Origin of the sequence: Streptomyces polyasparticus (assembly GCF_014493765.1) — a bacterium.
Lineage (GTDB): Bacteria > Actinomycetota > Actinomycetes > Streptomycetales > Streptomycetaceae > Streptomyces > Streptomyces polyasparticus.
In genome coordinates this window covers 236,807-253,631 of the sequence record NZ_JACTVJ010000014.1, presented here as the reverse complement: position 1 = coordinate 253,631, position 16,825 = coordinate 236,807, and the positions used below count along the sequence as shown (strand labels likewise).

At 71.4% G+C, this 16,825-nt stretch carries 17 protein-coding genes; 10 read left to right on the top strand and 7 right to left on the bottom strand.

The window, feature by feature from the left end; genetic code table 11:
- Window positions 1–458 precede the first annotated feature (458 nt).
- Entirely contained in the window at window positions 459–1,847 is a 1,389-nt protein-coding gene (locus tag H9Y04_RS28950; RefSeq protein ID WP_187817102.1) for an NAD(P)/FAD-dependent oxidoreductase, read from the bottom strand.
- 191 nt (window positions 1,848–2,038) lie between these two features.
- Between H9Y04_RS28950 and H9Y04_RS28945 the strand changes: the two genes are divergently transcribed.
- From H9Y04_RS28945 to H9Y04_RS28935, 3 genes are read left to right on the top strand one after another with little or no spacing between them, the layout of a single operon-like run.
- Window positions 2,039–2,776: a DsbA family protein gene (locus tag H9Y04_RS28945; RefSeq protein ID WP_187816999.1), complete on the top strand. Its 738-nt coding sequence runs from the start codon at window positions 2,039–2,041 to the stop codon at window positions 2,774–2,776.
- Between the two features lie 51 nt (window positions 2,777–2,827).
- Window positions 2,828–3,748, top strand: coding sequence for an aminoglycoside phosphotransferase family protein (locus H9Y04_RS28940; RefSeq protein WP_187816998.1), 921 nt, complete (start codon window positions 2,828–2,830; stop codon window positions 3,746–3,748).
- Window positions 3,745–4,218 carry a GNAT family N-acetyltransferase gene (locus H9Y04_RS28935; RefSeq protein WP_187816997.1) on the top strand — a complete coding sequence of 158 codons (474 nt, stop codon included), beginning with the start codon at window positions 3,745–3,747 and terminating at the stop codon, window positions 4,216–4,218. The genes H9Y04_RS28940 and H9Y04_RS28935 overlap by 4 nt, the downstream gene beginning before the upstream one ends.
- Window positions 4,219–4,236: 18 nt before the next feature.
- On the opposite strand, the gene H9Y04_RS28930 is transcribed toward H9Y04_RS28935, so the two are convergent.
- Window positions 4,237–5,784, bottom strand: a complete 1,548-nt coding sequence (locus H9Y04_RS28930; protein ID WP_187816996.1) for an MFS transporter — start codon at window positions 5,782–5,784, stop codon at window positions 4,237–4,239.
- A 120-nt stretch (window positions 5,785–5,904) separates the two neighbouring features.
- On the opposite strand from H9Y04_RS28930, the gene H9Y04_RS28925 reads away from it, so the two are divergent.
- The 4 genes from H9Y04_RS28925 to H9Y04_RS28910 all read left to right on the top strand — a co-directional run bounded on the left by H9Y04_RS28925 (window position 5,905) and on the right by H9Y04_RS28910 (window position 9,905).
- On the top strand, window positions 5,905–7,080 hold the full coding sequence (locus H9Y04_RS28925; RefSeq protein ID WP_236071580.1) for an FAD-dependent oxidoreductase: 1,176 nt from the start codon (window positions 5,905–5,907) through the stop codon (window positions 7,078–7,080).
- A gap of 141 nt (window positions 7,081–7,221) precedes the next feature.
- Window positions 7,222–8,229, top strand: a complete 1,008-nt coding sequence (locus H9Y04_RS28920) for a zinc-binding dehydrogenase (protein ID WP_187816995.1) — start codon at window positions 7,222–7,224, stop codon at window positions 8,227–8,229.
- A 51-nt stretch (window positions 8,230–8,280) separates the two neighbouring features.
- Window positions 8,281–8,943, top strand: coding sequence for a pentapeptide repeat-containing protein (locus tag H9Y04_RS28915; RefSeq protein WP_187816994.1), 663 nt, complete (start codon window positions 8,281–8,283; stop codon window positions 8,941–8,943).
- Window positions 8,944–8,999: 56 nt separating this feature from the next.
- Window positions 9,000–9,905: a hypothetical protein gene (locus H9Y04_RS28910; protein WP_187816993.1), complete on the top strand. Its 906-nt coding sequence runs from the start codon at window positions 9,000–9,002 to the stop codon at window positions 9,903–9,905.
- Between the two features lie 43 nt (window positions 9,906–9,948).
- Here the strand turns inward: H9Y04_RS28910 and H9Y04_RS28905 are convergent, their stop codons facing one another.
- The 3 genes from H9Y04_RS28905 to H9Y04_RS28895 all read right to left on the bottom strand — a co-directional run bounded on the left by H9Y04_RS28905 (window position 9,949) and on the right by H9Y04_RS28895 (window position 12,424).
- A complete protein-coding gene (locus tag H9Y04_RS28905) occupies window positions 9,949–10,446 on the bottom strand; it encodes a hypothetical protein (RefSeq protein WP_187816992.1) in 498 nt (165 codons plus the stop codon).
- Window positions 10,447–10,536: 90 nt separating this feature from the next.
- On the bottom strand, window positions 10,537–11,172 hold the full coding sequence (locus H9Y04_RS28900) for a response regulator (RefSeq protein WP_187816991.1): 636 nt from the start codon (window positions 11,170–11,172) through the stop codon (window positions 10,537–10,539).
- Between the two features lie 64 nt (window positions 11,173–11,236).
- On the bottom strand, window positions 11,237–12,424 hold the full coding sequence (locus H9Y04_RS28895) for a sensor histidine kinase (RefSeq protein WP_438818160.1): 1,188 nt from the start codon (window positions 12,422–12,424) through the stop codon (window positions 11,237–11,239).
- Window positions 12,425–12,619: 195 nt separating this feature from the next.
- Between H9Y04_RS28895 and H9Y04_RS28890 the strand changes: the two genes are divergently transcribed.
- Window positions 12,620–13,153, top strand: a complete 534-nt coding sequence (locus H9Y04_RS28890; RefSeq protein WP_187816990.1) for a GlcG/HbpS family heme-binding protein — start codon at window positions 12,620–12,622, stop codon at window positions 13,151–13,153.
- A 122-nt stretch (window positions 13,154–13,275) separates the two neighbouring features.
- A complete protein-coding gene (locus tag H9Y04_RS28885) occupies window positions 13,276–14,685 on the top strand; it encodes a M1 family metallopeptidase (RefSeq protein ID WP_438818159.1) in 1,410 nt (469 codons plus the stop codon).
- 10 nt (window positions 14,686–14,695) lie between these two features.
- On the opposite strand, the gene H9Y04_RS28880 is transcribed toward H9Y04_RS28885, so the two are convergent.
- On the bottom strand, window positions 14,696–15,199 hold the full coding sequence (locus H9Y04_RS28880; RefSeq protein WP_187816989.1) for a GNAT family N-acetyltransferase: 504 nt from the start codon (window positions 15,197–15,199) through the stop codon (window positions 14,696–14,698).
- A gap of 97 nt (window positions 15,200–15,296) precedes the next feature.
- Between H9Y04_RS28880 and H9Y04_RS28875 the strand changes: the two genes are divergently transcribed.
- Complete coding sequence (locus H9Y04_RS28875) at window positions 15,297–15,959, top strand: Uma2 family endonuclease (protein ID WP_187816988.1); 663 nt, start codon at window positions 15,297–15,299, stop codon at window positions 15,957–15,959.
- An 81-nt stretch (window positions 15,960–16,040) separates the two neighbouring features.
- Here the strand turns inward: H9Y04_RS28875 and H9Y04_RS28870 are convergent, their stop codons facing one another.
- Window positions 16,041–16,616: a TerD family protein gene (locus H9Y04_RS28870; RefSeq protein ID WP_187816987.1), complete on the bottom strand. Its 576-nt coding sequence runs from the start codon at window positions 16,614–16,616 to the stop codon at window positions 16,041–16,043.
- Window positions 16,617–16,825: the final 209 nt, after the last annotated feature.

The window sequence follows — 16,825 nt, the reverse complement described above, 5'->3', positions numbered from 1 at the left end:
GGGTGTGCTGCCGGGGTGCGGGATCGCCCACTCCCTGGGGTATGGGGTCGTGGCTCGGCCGGGGGGTTCGGGTTCGTGGCTCGACCCCGGGGTGCAGGGGGCGGAGCCCCCGCCCTCGGCGGTGCGGGTGCGTTGCTGTCCGCGGGCCGGTTGCGCCTGCGGCGGGCCCTTCTCCCCGCCCCGCCCCTTCCCGAAACCGGGGCTGCGCCCCGGGCCCCCTGCATCCGAACTGCGTTCGGATCTGCTCAAGCGCCGCAGGGGCTGGGGGTGGGGCTGCGCCCCGGAACCCGTTGACGGAGCCCCAGGGTGGGTGGGCCCGCGGGGGCTTCGCCCCCTGCACCCCCCCTGTTGGGGCTTCGCCCCTTGCCCCCACTGGGGGCTCTGCCCCCAGGCCCCCTCTGGGGGCTGCGCCCCCAGACCCCGCCGCCGCAGGGGCCGGGATTGCCGGACCGGCTGGATTACCGTCCGCTCAACTTGTCCGCGTACCGGGCCATCCAGTCCGACGTCGCCGCGTTCGACGACGCCTCGCGGCGGTCCGCTGCCCGGTACGCCGCGTACAGACCCTGCACTCCGATCCAGCGGAACGGCTCCGGTTCCCACTTGCGGACCCTGTGGTCGACCCAGGGGAGGTCCGTGAGGGGCGTCGGGCCCGCCTGGCCCGAGTCCTGTTGGACCAAGTCGCGCAGGGTGCGGCCCGCCAAGTTGGCCGTGGCGACGCCCGAGCCGACGTAGCCGCCCGCCCAGCCCAGGCCCGTGGAGCGGTCGAGCGTGACCGTCGCGCACCAGTCGCGGGGCACGCCGAGGACGCCCGACCAGGCGTGGTCCACGCGCACACCGGCCAGGGAGGGGAAGAAGCGGATGAGGATCTCGCGGAGTGCGGCGATCGTGGACGGCTGTGTACGGCCGTCGTTGTCCGTGCGCGAGCCGTAGCGGTACGGGACCCCGCGGCCGCCGAGCGCGATCCGGCCGTCCGCCGTGCGCTGGGCGTACATGTACGCGTGCGCCATGTCGCCGAGCGTCTCGCGGCCCTCCCAGCCGATCCGCGACCACTGCTCCTCGGAGAGCGGCTCCGTCGCGATCATCGAGGAGTTCATGGGGAGCCAGGTGCGCTTCTCGCCCTTGAGCGCCGCCGTGAACCCCTCCGTGCAGCGCAGGACGTACGGCGCACGCACCGTGCCGTACGGCGTGACCGCGTGCTTCGGGCGGATCTCGGTCACCGGGGTCGATTCGTGGATCACCACCCCGAGTTCCTCGACCACGCGGGCGAGCCCGGTGACCAGCTTCACCGGGTGGATGCGCGCCCCGTGAGGGGTCCACGAGGAGCCGACCGCGCCCGCGATCCGTATCCGCTCGGCCGTCTCGCGCGCGCCGAGCAGGAGGCGGTCCTTCTCGCCGTACGAGAGCTCGGCGTCGTGGAAGGACTTCAGGCGCGCCAACTGGGCGGGCGTGTACGCCACTTCGAGGACACCGCCGTGGTGGACGTCCGCGTCCACCCCTTCCTCCGCCGCGACCCGGATCACTTCGTCGACCGTCGCGTTCATCGCCTCCTGGAGGCGGACCGCGGCCTCCTTGCCGTGCCGTGCCGCGTACCGGTCGCGTCCCGCGATGCCGTTGTAGAGCCAGCCGCCGTTGCGGCCGGACGCGCCGTACCCGCAGAACTTCTGCTCCAGGACCGTGATCCGCAGGAAGGGCGCGGCCTTCTTCAGGTAGTACGCCGTCCACAGGCCGGTGTATCCGCCGCCCACGATGCACACGTCGGCGCTCGCGTCGCCGGCCAGCGGTTCGCGCGGCGCCCCCGCGCTCTGGTCCGCGTACCAGAAGGAGATGCCGCCGTTCACCGTGTCCATCGTCCTCGCCCTGCCTTCTGACGCGCTCATGGCGGGAAGGTAGCGGACGGAGGGCCGGCGACGGCAGGGAGGGGGCCGTGGTGGTGACAGGACGGGGACCGATGGCCGCAGGGCAGGGGACCTTCGCCCCGTAACGAGGTGCGGCCCGCGGCCGTCTTCTCTCCGGAACCCACGTCCCGGAGGTCTGGATCATGCCCGTACGCAGCAACGGAAGCGCCGCGCCCGCCCGCAGGCGTACCCGTGCGATCGTCACGCTCGCCGCCGTCGCCGCGCTCGGCGCGTCCGCGGCCGCCTGCTCGTCGGCCGGGAACGGCGCCGCGGACACCGCCCTCGCGGCCAAGCCCGCCGCCGACGCCGAGCTCTTCACGGGGCTGCCCGCCAAGCTCGCCGACGACGGCACCACCGTCGTCGTGGGCAAGGCGGACGCCCCGCACACGGTGAAGGTGTACCTCGACCCGCAGTGCCCGTTCTGCGCGAAGTTCGAGACGGGCGGCGGCGAGGGTCTCGCCAAGGCGGTCAGGGACGGCAAGGCGAAGGCCGAGTACACGGTCGCCTCCTTCCTCGACCAGGGCACCGAAGGCGCCTCGACCCGCGCCGCCAACGCGCTGCGCGCCGCCCTCGACGCGGGCAAGTTCGCCGAGTACCACGCGGCGCTCTACGCGAGCCAGCCGCAGGAGGGCAGCGCGGGCGCCTACAGCACCGAGCACCTGCTGAAGATCGCCGACCAGGTGAAGGGGCTGCGCGGCGCCGCCTTCGACAAGGCCGTCGAGAACATGACGTACAAGGACTGGGTGAAGAAGTCCGAGCAGGCCTTCGAGGCGAGCGGCGAGCGCGGCACCCCGGCGATCCTGATCGACGGCAAGAAGGTCGAGACCCAGGAGGGGCTCTTCACGGCCGACGGGTTCACCAAGGCGCTGCAGTCCGCATAGGGACGGGTATATCCGCGCGACTACGCGGCCTCCTCTTCGTACGATCGAACAGTGATCCACTCCGACATCGAAGTCCCCGAAGAGCTGGCCACCACCCAGATCAAGTACAACGGCGAGGCGGGCCGTGCCTTCATCGCCGCGCTGCCGCGGCGGGCCGCCGACTTCCTGGAGCGCTGGGAGCTGAAACGCACCGGTCCTTCGATGTACGGCATGGCCTCGCTCGTGCTTCCGGTCGAGCGCGCGGACGGCACCCCGGCCGCCCTGAAGCTGCAGCTCCTCGACGAGGAGAGCGAGGGCGAGCCCGTCGGGCTGCGGGCCTGGGACGGGCACGGCGCCGTACGGCTCCTCGACCACGACGCGGCCACCAACACCATGCTGCTCGAACGCCTCGACGAGACACGGCACTTGTCGTCCCTCGACGACCCCCGCGAGGCCACCCGTATCCTCGCCGGACTCCTCGCCCGGCTCACCGCCGTGCCCGCGCCGCCCGGGCTGCGCACGCTGGAGGCGAGCGCGCGGAAGATGCTCGACGCGACGCCCGATGCCGTACGCGAACTGGGCGAGGACGACCGGCAGTTGGTGCTCGCCTGCGCCTCCCAGGTGCGCGAGGTCGTCGACGAGCCCGGCGACCGGCTCCTCCACTGGGACCTGCACTTCGACAACATCCTCGCCGCCGAGCGCGAACCGTGGCTCGCCATCGACCCCAAGCCGCTGGCCGGCGACCCCGGCTTCGACCTGATGCCGGCGCTCGACAATCTCTACGATCCGGCCGAAGTCCTGTGGCGTTTCGACCTGTTGACCGAGACCCTCGGCCTCGACCGGCAGCGGGCCGCGGCCTGGACCCTCGGCCGGGTGCTGCAGAACTCGCTGTGGGCGCTGGAGGACGAGGAGTTCCACGACAGCGAGTTCCAGTCTCAGCAGCTGGAAATCGGACGGCTGATCCTGGAGCGGCGGGTTAGCGTGCGCGCATGATTCGCACAGCCACCCCTGCCGACATCCCCGTCATCCACCGGTTCGTCCGCGAGCTCGCCGAGTACGAGAAGGCGCCCGAGGAGGCCAACGCCACCGAGGAGCAGCTGCACACCGCGCTCTTCGGCGACCAGCCCGCCGCGTACAGCCTGATCGCCGAGGACGACGCCTCGGGCGAGCCCGTCGGCTTCTGCGTGTACTTCCTCAACTTCTCGACCTGGCGCGGCGTGCACGGCATCTACCTGGAGGACCTTTACGTGAGCCCCGCGGCCCGCGGCGGCGGCCACGGCAAGGCGCTCTTGACCGAGCTGGCCCGTATCTGCGTCGAGCGCGGCTACGGCCGCCTGGAGTGGTCGGTCCTCGACTGGAACGCCCCGTCGATCGCCTTCTACGAGTCCCTCGGCGCGCGTCCGCAGGACGAGTGGACGGTGTACCGGCTGACGGACGAGGCGCTCAAGCAACTAGGCAGCTAGATCACGACAGTTGGGCGTCTAGAGAACCACCCCGGTGTTCGCCTCCGCCTCCGCGTGGTCCTCTGGCGGTACGTCGTGGCGCGGGGCGCGGGCCGTGACCATCAGGCCCGCGACCACCGCGCCGAGCAGCATGATGCCCGCGGCCCACCAGATCGCGACCGTGTAGCCGTGCACGATGCCCTCCGCGCCGATGAGCTGCTTCATCTGCTCGGTCGGCGGCTGACCGCTCTCGCGGGCCGAGTCGGCCAGGTGCGAGGTGATGTACGTGGCGGAGGTGGAGGTCGCGATGGTGTTCAGGAGCGCCGTACCGATCGAACCGCCCACCTGCTGCGAGGTGTTGACGGTCGCCGAGGTCACGCCGGAGTCCTGGGGTGCGACACCCTGCGTGGCCGTCGCCATCACCGGCATGAACACCAGGCCCATGCCGAGACCGAGCAGCAGCATCGCCGGCAGGACATGGGTGGCGTACTCGGCGTGCACGGTCAGGCCGGTGAGGATGATCAGGCCGCCCGTGGCGAGGAGCATGCCGGGCACCATCAGGATCCGCGGCGCGACATGGTGCATCAGACGGGCCGCGATCTGCGTGGAGCCGACGATGATCGCGGCGGTCATCGGCAGGAAGGCCAGGCCCGTCTTGACGGGCGAGTAGCCGAGGATGACCTGCAGGTAGTAGGTCATGAACAGGAACAGGCCGAACATACCGATCGTCGCCAGGCCCATGGTGAGGAAGCAGCCGGCCCGGTTGCGCTCCTTGATGATGTGCAGCGGAAGCAGGGGCTTGGCGGCCTTGGTCTGCCACCACACGAACACCGCGAGCAGCGCCACACCGCCGAACAGCAGGGTGAGCACCAGGGCGTCCGACCAGCCGCGCGGCTGCGCCTCGCTGAAGCCGTAGACGATCGCGACCAGACCGCCGCAGCCGAGCAGCACACCGGGGACGTCCAGCTTCGCCTCGTGATGGCCCTCGCGGTCGTGCAGGAACATGAAGGCGCCGATCACCGCGACGACCGCGATGGGCACGTTCACGAGCAGACACCAGCGCCAGTTCAGGTACTCGGTGAGCAGACCGCCCGCGATCAGACCGATCGCGCTGCCGCCGCCCGCGATGGCGCCGTAGATGCCGAAGGCCTTGCCGCGTTCCTTGGGGTCCGTGAACGTCGTGGTCAGGAGCGACAGCGCGGAGGGCGCGAGCACCGCGGCGAACACACCCTGCAGGGCGCGGGCCGCGAACAGCATCCCGGAACCGGTCGCCGCACCGCCGAGCGCGGAGGCGAGCGCGAAGCCGACCAGTCCGATCACGAAGGTGCGCTTGCGGCCGATGAGGTCCGCGATCCGGCCGCCGAGCAGCAGCAGACCGCCGAAGGCCAGCGTGTAGGCGGTGATCACCCACTGCCGGTTGGCGTCGGACATCCCGAGATCCGCCTGGGCGGAGGGCAGGGCGATGTTCACGATCGTGGCGTCGAGCACCACCATCAGCTGCGCGAGCGCGATCACCACCAGGCCCCACCAGCGGGTGGGGTCGGGGCACGTCCGGTCCGCGGTGCTCTGGTCCGTGGTCTTGCTCATAACCTCCAGAACAACACAAATGGGCTAATGCCGCGTCTCGTGCGGCGGCGATGTCACATTCCGGCGGGCCCCGTCCGTCGGTACGGAGGACAGCAGTCGCTAGCGAGGAGAGTGCAGGTCATGGCCATGGGGCAGGACATCACCATCATCGGCGGCGGGTTCGCCGGACTGACCGCCGCGATCACGGCGGCCGAGTCGGGTGCGCGGGTCGTCGTCCACGAGGCGCACCACACACTCGGCGGCCGCGCCCGTACGACGGTGACCGGGCAGTACCGCACCAACGAGGGCCCGCACGCGCTCTACAACGGCGGCCCGCACTGGGCCTGGCTCAAGCAGCGCGGCCTGCTCGGGCGGATGGCGGCGGTGCCGCCGCTCGAAGGCGCGCGTTTCCGCTTCCGCCATGACGGAGCCCTGCGCCGTACGCCACCGCTCGCGATGCTCAAGCTGCTGCGCCGAAGCGTCGAACAGGCCCCGGTGGAACGGGACTTCCTGACCTGGGCCACCGAAGAGGCCGGCGACGAGGGCGCCCGCGCCGCCGCCCACTACGCGGCGGTCGCGCTCTTCCACCACGACCCCGGCGCGCTCTCCGCCCGCTTCGTGCACGAGCGGCTGCGGCGCGCGACCAAGCTGCCCCCGGAGGCGCACTACCCGGTCGGCGGCTGGTCCTCGGTCATCGACCGGATGGCCGCGCACGCCTGGGACCTGGGCGTCCGTATCGAAACGGCCTCACGGCTCACCGAGCTCCCCGAGGACGGGCCGGTGATCGTGGCCACCTCCCTCGATGCGGCTCGCCGGCTCCTCGACGACGACTCGCTGCGCTGGGAGAGCGGCCGCACGGCCCTCATCGACCTCGGTCTGCGCAGCCGCCGCGGTGACGCCTTCATCGTCTCGGACCTCGACACCCCGGGCTGGATCGAGCGCTTCACCGCCCAGGACCGCTCGCTCGCCCCGCGCGGCGAGTCCCTGATCCAGGGCCAGATCCCGCTCGCCCCCGACGAGCCCCGCGCCACGGCGCTCGCCCGCGCCGAGCAGCTGCTCGACCTGGGCTTCCCGGGCTGGCGCGACCGCGTCACCTGGCGCCGCGAGGCCCTGGCGGCCGGCCGCACGGGAGCGGTCGACCTGCCGGGCACGACCTGGCGCGACCGGCCCTCGGTGGACCGGGGCGACGGGGTGTATCTGGCGGGGGACCAGGTGGCGGCGCCGGGGGTCCTGTCGGAGGTGTCGTTCAACAGTGCGGTGGAGGCGGCGGGGCAGGCGGTGGAGCGGCTGGGGATGCGGCGGCTGCGGGCGGCTTGAGCCCCGGGTTCCCGAGCCCCTGCCCCCACCTGCCCGGCCCCCCGTCCGCCCCGCCTCCCACCCCCTTGACCTCAACCGAACTCGAGGTTGAACAGTGGGCACCACGCCGGCCACACCGACCACGAACCCGGGGAGCCCACCATGCACGCCATCCGCCTCCACGCCTTCGGCCCCGCCGAGAACCTCACGTACGAGAAGACGGACGACCCGGAGCCGGGCCCGGGCCAGGTACGGATCAGCGTCCGCGCCGCCGGCGTGCACCTCCTGGACACCGCCCTGCGCGAGGGCATCAAGGCCGGCCCGGCCCCCGCACCGGTCGAGCTCCCGACCATCCCCGGCCGCGAGGTCGCGGGCGTGGTCGAGTCGCTGGGCGAGGGGACCTCGCAGGACTGGCTCGGCAAGCGCGTCGTCACCCACCTGGGCTTCGCCCCCGGTGGCTACGCCGAGCTCGCCGTCGTGGACGCCACCCGCCTCCAGGAGATCCCCGCCGGCCTCGACGAGGCCGAGGCCGTCGCCCTCATCGGTACCGGACGCACCGCGATGGGCATCGTCCAGTTCGCCGACTTGGACGAGGACTCGGTGGTCGTGATCCCCGCGGCGGCGGGCGGCCTCGGCACCTTCCTCGTCCAGTACGCGGTCGCCAAGGGCGCCACGGTGATCGGCCTCGCGGGCGGTGAGCGCAAGACCGCTCTCGTACGGGAGAACGGCGCGGACCTGGCCGTCGACTATCTCGACCCCGAATGGCCTTCTGTCGTACGGGCGTTCCTGGGCGCGGACCGCCACGCGACCGTCGTCTTCGACGGGGTGGGCGGCGAGACCGGCCGTACGGCGGTCGGGCTGCTCGGCAGGGGCGGCAGGCATGTCGTCTTCGGCTGGACCGAGACGGGGCTCGGCGGCGGTCCGGTCGAGTTCGCGGAGGGGGAACTGGCCGCGCGGGGCGTGGAGTCGGTGGTCTCGCTCGGCCCGGCGATGATGGAGAAGGCGGGCGGCGACAACCCGGTCCGCACCCTGGAGAACCGCGCCCTCGCCCTCGCCGCCGAGGGCGTCCTGCGCCCCACGGTCACCCGCTTCCCGCTGGCCGAGGCGGCCGCCGCCCACCGCGCGCTGCAGGAGCGGGGGACGGTCGGCAAGGTGGTCCTGGAGCCGTGAGCCGCCGGGCCGCCGCGGCCCGTTGTCAGTGGTGTGCGCCAGCATGGAGCCATGGCGCGCAAACCGACCACGACCGGGGCCCGGCGGCCCGAGTTCCGACTGCCCGAACTGGCCGAGTTCCAGGGCGGTCTCGAACCCGACGGGGATTACGACGGAGTCGCCCTGCGCGGACAGGACTTCGCCGGGCAGGACGCGCCGGGCGCCCGGTTCATGGACTGCCTCGTCGAGGACTGCGCGCTCGACGAGGTGGGGCTCAAGCACGCGCGGCTGATCGATACGCGGCTCTCGGGAGTACGGGGCGTCGGCACCGACCTCGCGGACGCGTCGCTGCGGGATGTCGAGATGCTCGACGCGCGCATGGGCGGGGTGCAGCTGCACGGGGCGGTCCTCGAGAGGGTGGTCGTGCGGGGCGGAAAGATCGACTACCTGAATCTGCGCAAGGCGCGGCTGCGGGACGTGGTCTTCGAAGGGGTCGTGCTCGCCGAGCCGGACTTCGGCGGGTCCTCGCTCGAACGCGTCGAGTTCATCGACTGCGCCCTGAAGTCCGCCGACTTCACCGGCGCCCGGATGAAGGACGTCGATCTGCGGCGCTGCGGTCAGCTGGACATCGCACGGGGCGTGGACCGGCTCTCGGGGGCGACGATCTCGCCCGCCCAACTGCTGGATCTGGCACCGGTGTTCGCGGCGGCGATCGGGGTGCGGGTCGAGGGCTAGGACCCGCAGTCCGCCCCGACTTGCCCGCCCCACCCACCCGAAGGGAACGAACGGTCATGCATTCCGTGGTGCTCGTCTGTCTGCCACCGGACACCCGGCCCGAGGACATCGAGAGCGCGGTGGCGGCCGCCCTCATGCCGTACTGCCTGTACACGGAGGTCGACCCGTGGCGTGACTACGAGACGGGGCAGCCGCACGAGCACTGGACCGTCCGGGACCAGAAGCTGCCCGCGACCACCACCTGGGCCCAGATCGCCGAGTCGTACAACCGCGCCTACCCCGGCGAGTCCCCGATGCTGCTCGACGAGGACGGGCGCGCCTACCGCGTGGTGACCTACAGCCCGCAGGCCGAGTTCGACTGGTACCAGATCGGGGGCCGCTGGTGCGGCTACTTCCTGCACCGGCCGGAGGCCGACGGCGACCCGCGCCTGGTGACGGGCGAGCGGTCCTGGGCCAACGAGGGAGAGCCCGCCGAACCCCTGGCCTGCGACGGCGGACCGGTGGGCCTGCTCGACCTCGACGCCGCACGTGCGAGGCGGGGCGAGGAGGCGGCCGCCCTGTACGACCTGTGGGAGGCGACGGTACGGGGCCTGCCCGAGGCGCGCCCGTTCCGGCACTTCCTGACCCGGCACGAGGTCGACCCCGAGGGGTACGGCATGGAGGACGCCCGGCGCGACTACCGGGCGCAGCCCGCCGTGGCGGCCGCGGCCGCGGTGCCCGAGCTGCCGCCGGGTGACCTGACGGCCCGCTTCGCCGCCGGGCGCACGGCCTATGTGCGCGAGGCGCGCGACGAGGCGGTGGCCGGTGCCGCGCTGCTCACCCTGGAGGGCGAGTGGATCGAGCGGCCGTGGGGCGATGAGGCGACCGACGGGACGGAGGCCGCATACGCGGAGCGCGTCAGCGCCTACCTCGACGGGCTCGACCCCGACGCGTACGTGGTGTGCGTGGACTGCCACTCCTGACCGGAGCGCAAGAACTCCCAACGGCCCGTACCGCCAAGGGAGTTCAAACCCGGGGATAGCGCGACAGCAGATCCCAGATGACCGGGTTCTCACCCAGGTCGTCGTGCAGATCCACCAGATCCGCCACCACGTCCTGCAGAAAGTCGCGGGCCTCGCGGCGCAGCACCGAGTGCGAGAAGGTCAGCGGCGGGGTGTCGGCCGGGAGCCACTCCGCCTCGATCTCAACCCAGCCGAAGCGGCGCTCGAAGAGCAGCCGGTCGGAGGACTCGGTGAAGTCGAGCTCGGCGTACTGGGGGCGGGCGGCGCGGCTGCCCATCGGGTCCTCGTCGAGCCGCTCGACGATGTCGCACAGCGCCCACGCGAAGTCGAGCACCGGCACCCATCCCCAGACTGTGGACAGTTCCTCGTCCTTGTCCGTGTCCGCGAGATAGACGTCCCCGCAGAACAGGTCGTGCCGCAGCGTGCGTACGTCCGCGCGGCGGTAGTCCAGCTGTGGAGGGTCCGGGAAACGGGTGGAGAGGGCGTAGCCGATGTCGAGCACGTACGCGATCGTCCCACGCCCGGGACCACCGGACTCACCCTCGGGCCCTCACCCGCAGGCCCTCACCCGCAGGCCCTCACCCGCAGGCCCTCACCCGAGCAGCCGCTGCTCCTTCGCCACCGACACCGCGCCCGCGCGGGTGTCCACGCCGAGCTTGTCGTAGATGCGGCCCAGGTGGGTCTTGACCGTGGCCTCGCTGATGAACAGGGCGCGGGCGATGTCCCGGTTGCCGAGGCCCTGCGCGAGCTGGCCGAGGATCTCCAGCTCGCGCTCGGTCAGCGTCGGCTGCGGGCTGCGCATCCGCGCCATCACGCGGCTGGCCACCGGGGGCGACAGCGTGGTGCGGCCCTCGGCCGCCGCGTGGATCGCGGCGAAGAGCTCCTCGGGGCGCTCGGCCTTCAGCAGATAGCCCGTAGCGCCCGCGCCGATCGCCCGCGTGATGTCCGCGTCCGTGTCGTACGTGGTGAGGACCAGGACGTGCACGCCGGTGGGCGCGATCTGCCGGGTGGCCTCGACGCCGTCGATGCCCGCGCCCAGCTGGAGGTCCATCAGGACCACATCGGGCCGCAGCTTCTCCGCGAGCGCCACCGCCTCCTCGCCGCTGCCGGCCTCCCCGACGACCTCGATCCCGGGCGCGCTGTCGAGCAGCGCGAGCAGGCCGGCGCGCACGACGACATGGTCGTCGCAGAGCAGCACACGGATGGACGGGTTCTCGGTCTCGGTCATGGGCGGTGCTCCAAGGCGGTCTGTGCGGTGTCCAAGGCGGTCACGGTGTCAACAGGAACAGCATTCACGATCCATGCTCCAACGGAATCGCCGCCGACAGGACGGTCCCTTCCCCCGGCGCGGACTCGACGGTGAGGCTGCCTCCCAGCTGCCCCGCCCGTGCCCGGATCGCCGGCAGGCCGTGCCCGCGTACGCCGCTCGGGGTGATTCCCGCCGGATCGAAGCCGCGGCCGTTGTCCGCGATGTCGAGGACGACCTGGTCGTCGAGGAACGTGAGGGTGAGCGCGGCGGCCGAGGCCCCGGAGTGCTCGGTGATGTTGGCGAGCGCGCCCTGCGCGATCCGCAGGAGCGCCGACTCCACGCGGTCGGGCAGCGGCCGCACGGGCCCCTCGACCCGGCAGCGCACGGCGAGCGTCTCGGTCGTGGACCGCTCGGCCAGCGCGGTGAGGGCCGCGGCGAGACCGCCGCCCTCGGCCAGCTCGGCGGGGGCGAGGTCGTGCACGAAGCGGCGGGCCTCGGCGAGGTTGCGTTCGGCGAAGGAGGCCGCCGTACGGACATGGGTGCGGGCCTTGTCCGGATCCGTCTCCCAGACGCGGTCCGCGGCCTGGAGCAGCATCCGCTGCGAGGACAGGCCCTGCGCGAGGGTGTCGTGGATCTCCATGGCGAGCCGCTGCCGCTCCGCGAACGTGCCCTCGCGGCGCTGGATCGCGGCGATCCGCTCGGACTGGCGCCGCATATGGACGAACACGGCGACCGCGAGCGCCGCGACCGCGGGCGGCGCGACCAGGAGATTCGGGTCGAAGTCCTCGGCCAGACGCATCTGCGCGACCACCACGAACCCGGTGAGCAGGACGACGAGGCTGAGCGCCGGCCGTACGGGAAGGGTGCGCAGCCCTGTGTAGAAGAGCGGCACCGCGCACCACGTGAAGCTGGGCGCGAGCAGCACCAGGACCACCCAGACCCCGACCACGGCCCCGAGCCAGAGCAGCCAGCGCGGGGTGGGCCGGGCGCCGAGCGCGGGCCCGAGGACGTAGAGCAGCGCGAGCAGGACGCTGAACGCGATGATCCACGGCGTCCGGGACTCGCCGGGATGCCGTAGGAGAAAGCGCACCAGGGAGGCGCCGAGCAGCGCGAAAAAGGTGATGTGCATGATCCGGGCCAGCCAGCCGGCGTCCGGGTCGTGGTCCGCGCCGCGGTCGGCCCGCCCGTCAGAGGCACGGTCCGTCACGCCGCTGACCTGCTCTTTTCGCACCGGGCACTCCTTTCGACCCTTCCATCGTGACCCCAAAGGTCCCGCCCTGCGTCAACCGATCGGTTGACGGGGGCGTACGCCGTCCCGCGGTCCGACAGGAGCCGGTACGTCGACCGTCCGGCCCCGGTTCCGGGCCCAGGATTGATCTCAGAGCGAGCCACCGAGGCACCTCACCCCGACTCTCAGGAGCTCACCATGAAGAAGCTTTCGCTGCGCACCCGCGTTCTGACCGGTACCGCTGTCGCCGCCACCCTGGCCGCCGGCACCTTCGGCGCCGTGTCCGCCTCCGCCGCCGACAAGCCGGCCGAGGCCGCCAACAAGAACGTCATGCAGACGAACCACCTCACCATCGAGGCCGCCGCGAAGGCCGCGGACGCCGCCCTGGACGAGGCCAAGAAGCAGAACCAGCGCGTCTCGATCGCCGTCGTCGACCGCAACGGCAACACCATCCTCACCATGCGTGGCGACGGTGCGGGCCCGCAGTCCTACGAGGCCGCCGAGAAGAAGGCGTTCACCGCCGTCTCCTGGAACGCCCCGACGTCCGAGCTGGTCAAGCGCCTCGAGACCGCGCCCACCCTGAAGGACATCCCCGGCACCCTCTTCCTCGGTGGCGGCGCCCCCGTCGCCGCCAAGGGCGGCCCGATCGCCGGCATCGGTGTGGCCGGCGCCCCCTCCGGCGACATCGACGAGAAGATCGCCCAGGCCGGCGTCGCCGCGCTGAGCAAGTAAGCAGTACCGGTCGGGGTGTTGAGGAGTGCCGCTCCGCAACGGCGGCACTCCTCACCCACCCTGGGACCACCTCGATGCCACCCGGCGCCCAAAACCGCGCATAACCCTCATATGATCGCCGCGTGCCCCACCACCCGGCTGTTCCCTTCGCCCCCACGGCCCGCCAGGCCGTGGGCGCCGTCGTCTCCGGACTGCTGCTCGTGTCCTGTGCCGGCTCCGGAGTGCAGGGCACCCCGGGCACACCCGGTCTGCGCGACCCGTACTTCCGGCTGCTCGGCAACGGCGGCTACGACGCCACGCACTACGCGATCGACCTGGCGTACGACCCGGACGAGAGCGAGCTGAGCGGCGAAGCCGTGATCACGGCGAAGGCCGGCAAGAGCCTCAGCGCCTTCAACCTCGACCTGCACGGCCTCGACGTCGAGTCCGTCACGGTCGACGACAAGCCGGCCCGCTTCAACCGCGCCGCCGACGAGCTCACCGTCCGCCCCGACGACGAAATCCCCAAGGGCAGTACGTTCACCACCCGCGTCGTCTACTCCGGCGAGCCCGAGACCATCACCGACGACGACGGCTCCGAAGAGGGCTGGCTGTACACGGACGACGGTGCGCTCGCGCTCGGTGAGCCCGCCGGGTCCAAGGCCTGGTTCCCCGGCAACCACCACCCCAGCGACAAGGCCGCGTACGACATCGCGATCACCGTCCCCGACGGTCTCGAGGCCGTCTCCAACGGCGAGTTGAGGTCCGAGAAGCCCGCCGGATCCGGCCGTACGACCTTCGCCTGGCACTCCGCCGAACCGATGGCGAGCTATGTCGCGACCGTCGCGATCGGCCCGTACGAGACGAAGACCTCGACGACGGACGACGGCCTGCCCGTGTTCACGGCCGTCGCCCCCGCCGAGGCCGAGGAGAGCGCGGAGGTCCTCGCGCGCATCCCCGAGATCATGAAGTGGTCCGAAGGCCGCTTCGGCCCCTACCCCTTCTCCTCCACGGGCGCGATCATCGACCGCGAGGGCGCCGCGGGCTATGCCCTGGAGACCCAGACCAAGCCAGTCTTCCCCGGCGCCCCCGACCTGGAGACCCTGGTCCACGAGCTCGCCCACCAGTGGTACGGCAACTCCGTGACGCCGAAGACCTGGCAGGACATGTGGCTGAACGAGGGCTTCGCCACGTACGCGGAGTGGCTCTGGGCGGAGGACCACGACGGCGACACCGCCCAGGAGACCTTCGACGCGCTCTACGAGAGCGACGACCCCGAGCTCTGGGCCTTCCCGCCGGCCGAGCCGACGGACGCCTCCGTCATCTCGGACACCCCGGTGTACGAGCGCGGCGCGATGGTCCTGCACAAGGTCCGCGAGGCGATGGGCGACGAGCCCTTCTTCTCGCTGATGAAGGACTGGGCCGCCGACCACCGCCACGGCAACGCGGATACGGACGACTTCACGGCATACGCGGAGAAGGCGGCCGGCAAGAACCTGGACGCGGTGTGGGGGCCTTGGCTGTACGGCGACGGGAAGCCCAAGTCACCCTGAACTCCAGGGCTTACAGCTCCTTGCGCAGCACCGCGCACGGCCGGTTGCGCTCGCGGTCCTCGCGGTGGCCGATGACGAGATAGCCGAGCGCGGACCAGAAGGCCATCGCCCGGGGGTTGTTCTGCAGCACGGCCAGCTTCACGGCCGGCCGGCCCGCCGCACGGAACCGCTCTTCGACGAGCTGCGCCAACTGACGCCCGTATCCCTGCCGTTGGGGCGCGACCATGAGCAGCCCGATCCACGGGTCGGGGTCGGCCGGGTCGGGGTGGTGCGCGAGCGTGATCGCGATCCCGACGAGCCGCCCTTCGCTGCGGGCAAGCAGTACCTCGGTGTCCGGGTGCTTGAGCTCCCGCGCGAGCTCGACGGCGACCTGGTCGATGCGGATGTCGTCCGGATCGGGGAAGTCGCCGCTGAGAGCGAAGAAGTGCCGGTTGGCGACGTAGAGCTCGGTGATCTCGGTGAGCAGGGCGCCGGGGAGCGCGCCGTCCACGGGCGTGAGCTGGTCGAGGATCATGCGGCCAGCCTACGGAGTGACAGCTCGCCCGATACCCCGATGGACCTCGGCCCCTCGGCTACCTTGAACTTGGCGCAGCACGAACCGTGGAGGCCACATGTCATCGAGCGGACCCGAAGCTTTCGGGAAGGACCTGCCCGAGACCATGACCTGGGAGGAACTGGATCAGCTTCCTGGCGACGTCGCGAAGGACGTCGAGTTGTGGGAGGGCAGGGTCGTGTGGAACAGGCGTCCTCTGATGGGGCACCAGCGAGCGGCCAGGCGTGTGTGCAACGCCCTCGAAGTCAACGCGCGACGCGCGATGCGGGCGGGCACTGACGGTGAGCGGCGGCAATGCTGGGAGGTCGAGGTAGAGACCAACATCTTCTTCAAGGCCGACAAGTCCAGCTTCCTCACCCCCGACTTCTTCGTCCGCCGCTGCCTGCCCCGAGAGGCCGACACCTTCACCGACGACACCGTGCTGGTGGGCGAGGTGCTCTCCAACTCGGACACTGACACTCGCCGGGAGTGGAAGATGGAGCGGTATGCCGAGGCTGGAATCCCCTGGTACTGGGAGATCAGGCTGGACATCGGCGGGACCTGGGATGTGGCGTCGGTGAAGGCGTACGACCTGTACACCGTCGACCAGTCCGGGCATACGGTCCAGCCGCTCCGTCCCGTCGTGTACATGCCCGTCGGTGAATGGGAGCCGACCGGTCCGTCCATCGACTTCCCCGAACCTTTCGCCATGAGCATCAGCTGGGAAGACCTGGCCTACTGACCCGCTGCCACCGGTCCACGAAAGCGAACCGCCCGGCCCGCAACAGCGGACCGGGCGATCAGGTCAGGACCTGAGCAGGCCTCAGAGGTTGACCCCGAAGTCCTGCGCGATGCCCGCGAGGCCCGAGGCGTAGCCCTGGCCCACGGCGCGGAACTTCCACTCCGCACCATTGCGGTACAGCTCGCCGAAGACCATCGCGGTCTCGGTGGCCGCGTCCTCGGAGAGGTCGTAGCGCGCGATCTCGGTGCCGCCCGCCTGGTTGATGATGCGGATGTACGCGTTGCGCACCTGGCCGAAGTTCTGCGAGCGGGACTCCGCGTCGTAGATCGAGACCGGGAAGACGATCTTGTCGATCTCGGCCGGCAGACCGGCGAGGTTGACGTTGATCGCCTCGTCGTCGCCGGCGCCCTCGCCGGTGCGGTTGTCACCGGTGTGGACGATGGTCTGGTCGGCCGTCGCCTTGTTGTTGAAGAAGACGAAGTGGCCGTCCGAGAAGACCTTGCCGTCAGCCTTGACCGCGATCGCCGAGGCGTCGAGGTCGAAGTCCGTGCCGGTGGTGGTGCGGACGTCCCAGCCGAGGCCCACGGTGACAGCGGTCAGACCCGGTGCCTCCTTGGTCAGCGAGACATTGCCGCCCTTGGACAGGCTTACAGCCATGGAGGTCCCTTTCCCCTAAATGTGTATGCGGGTGCTGCGAGTCGTCCCCGAAGCTACCCTCACCCCCTCCAACGCATCCGTCCCGGGCATGGTTCCAGCCCGGCCGTCCGCTTTCGGTCGCACTCCCGTACGAAGCGCCCGTACGGGACATCCGTACGGGACACGCGTGCGAGCGCGGACGTAAGTGGACTAGACCTTTCTTGGGGAGA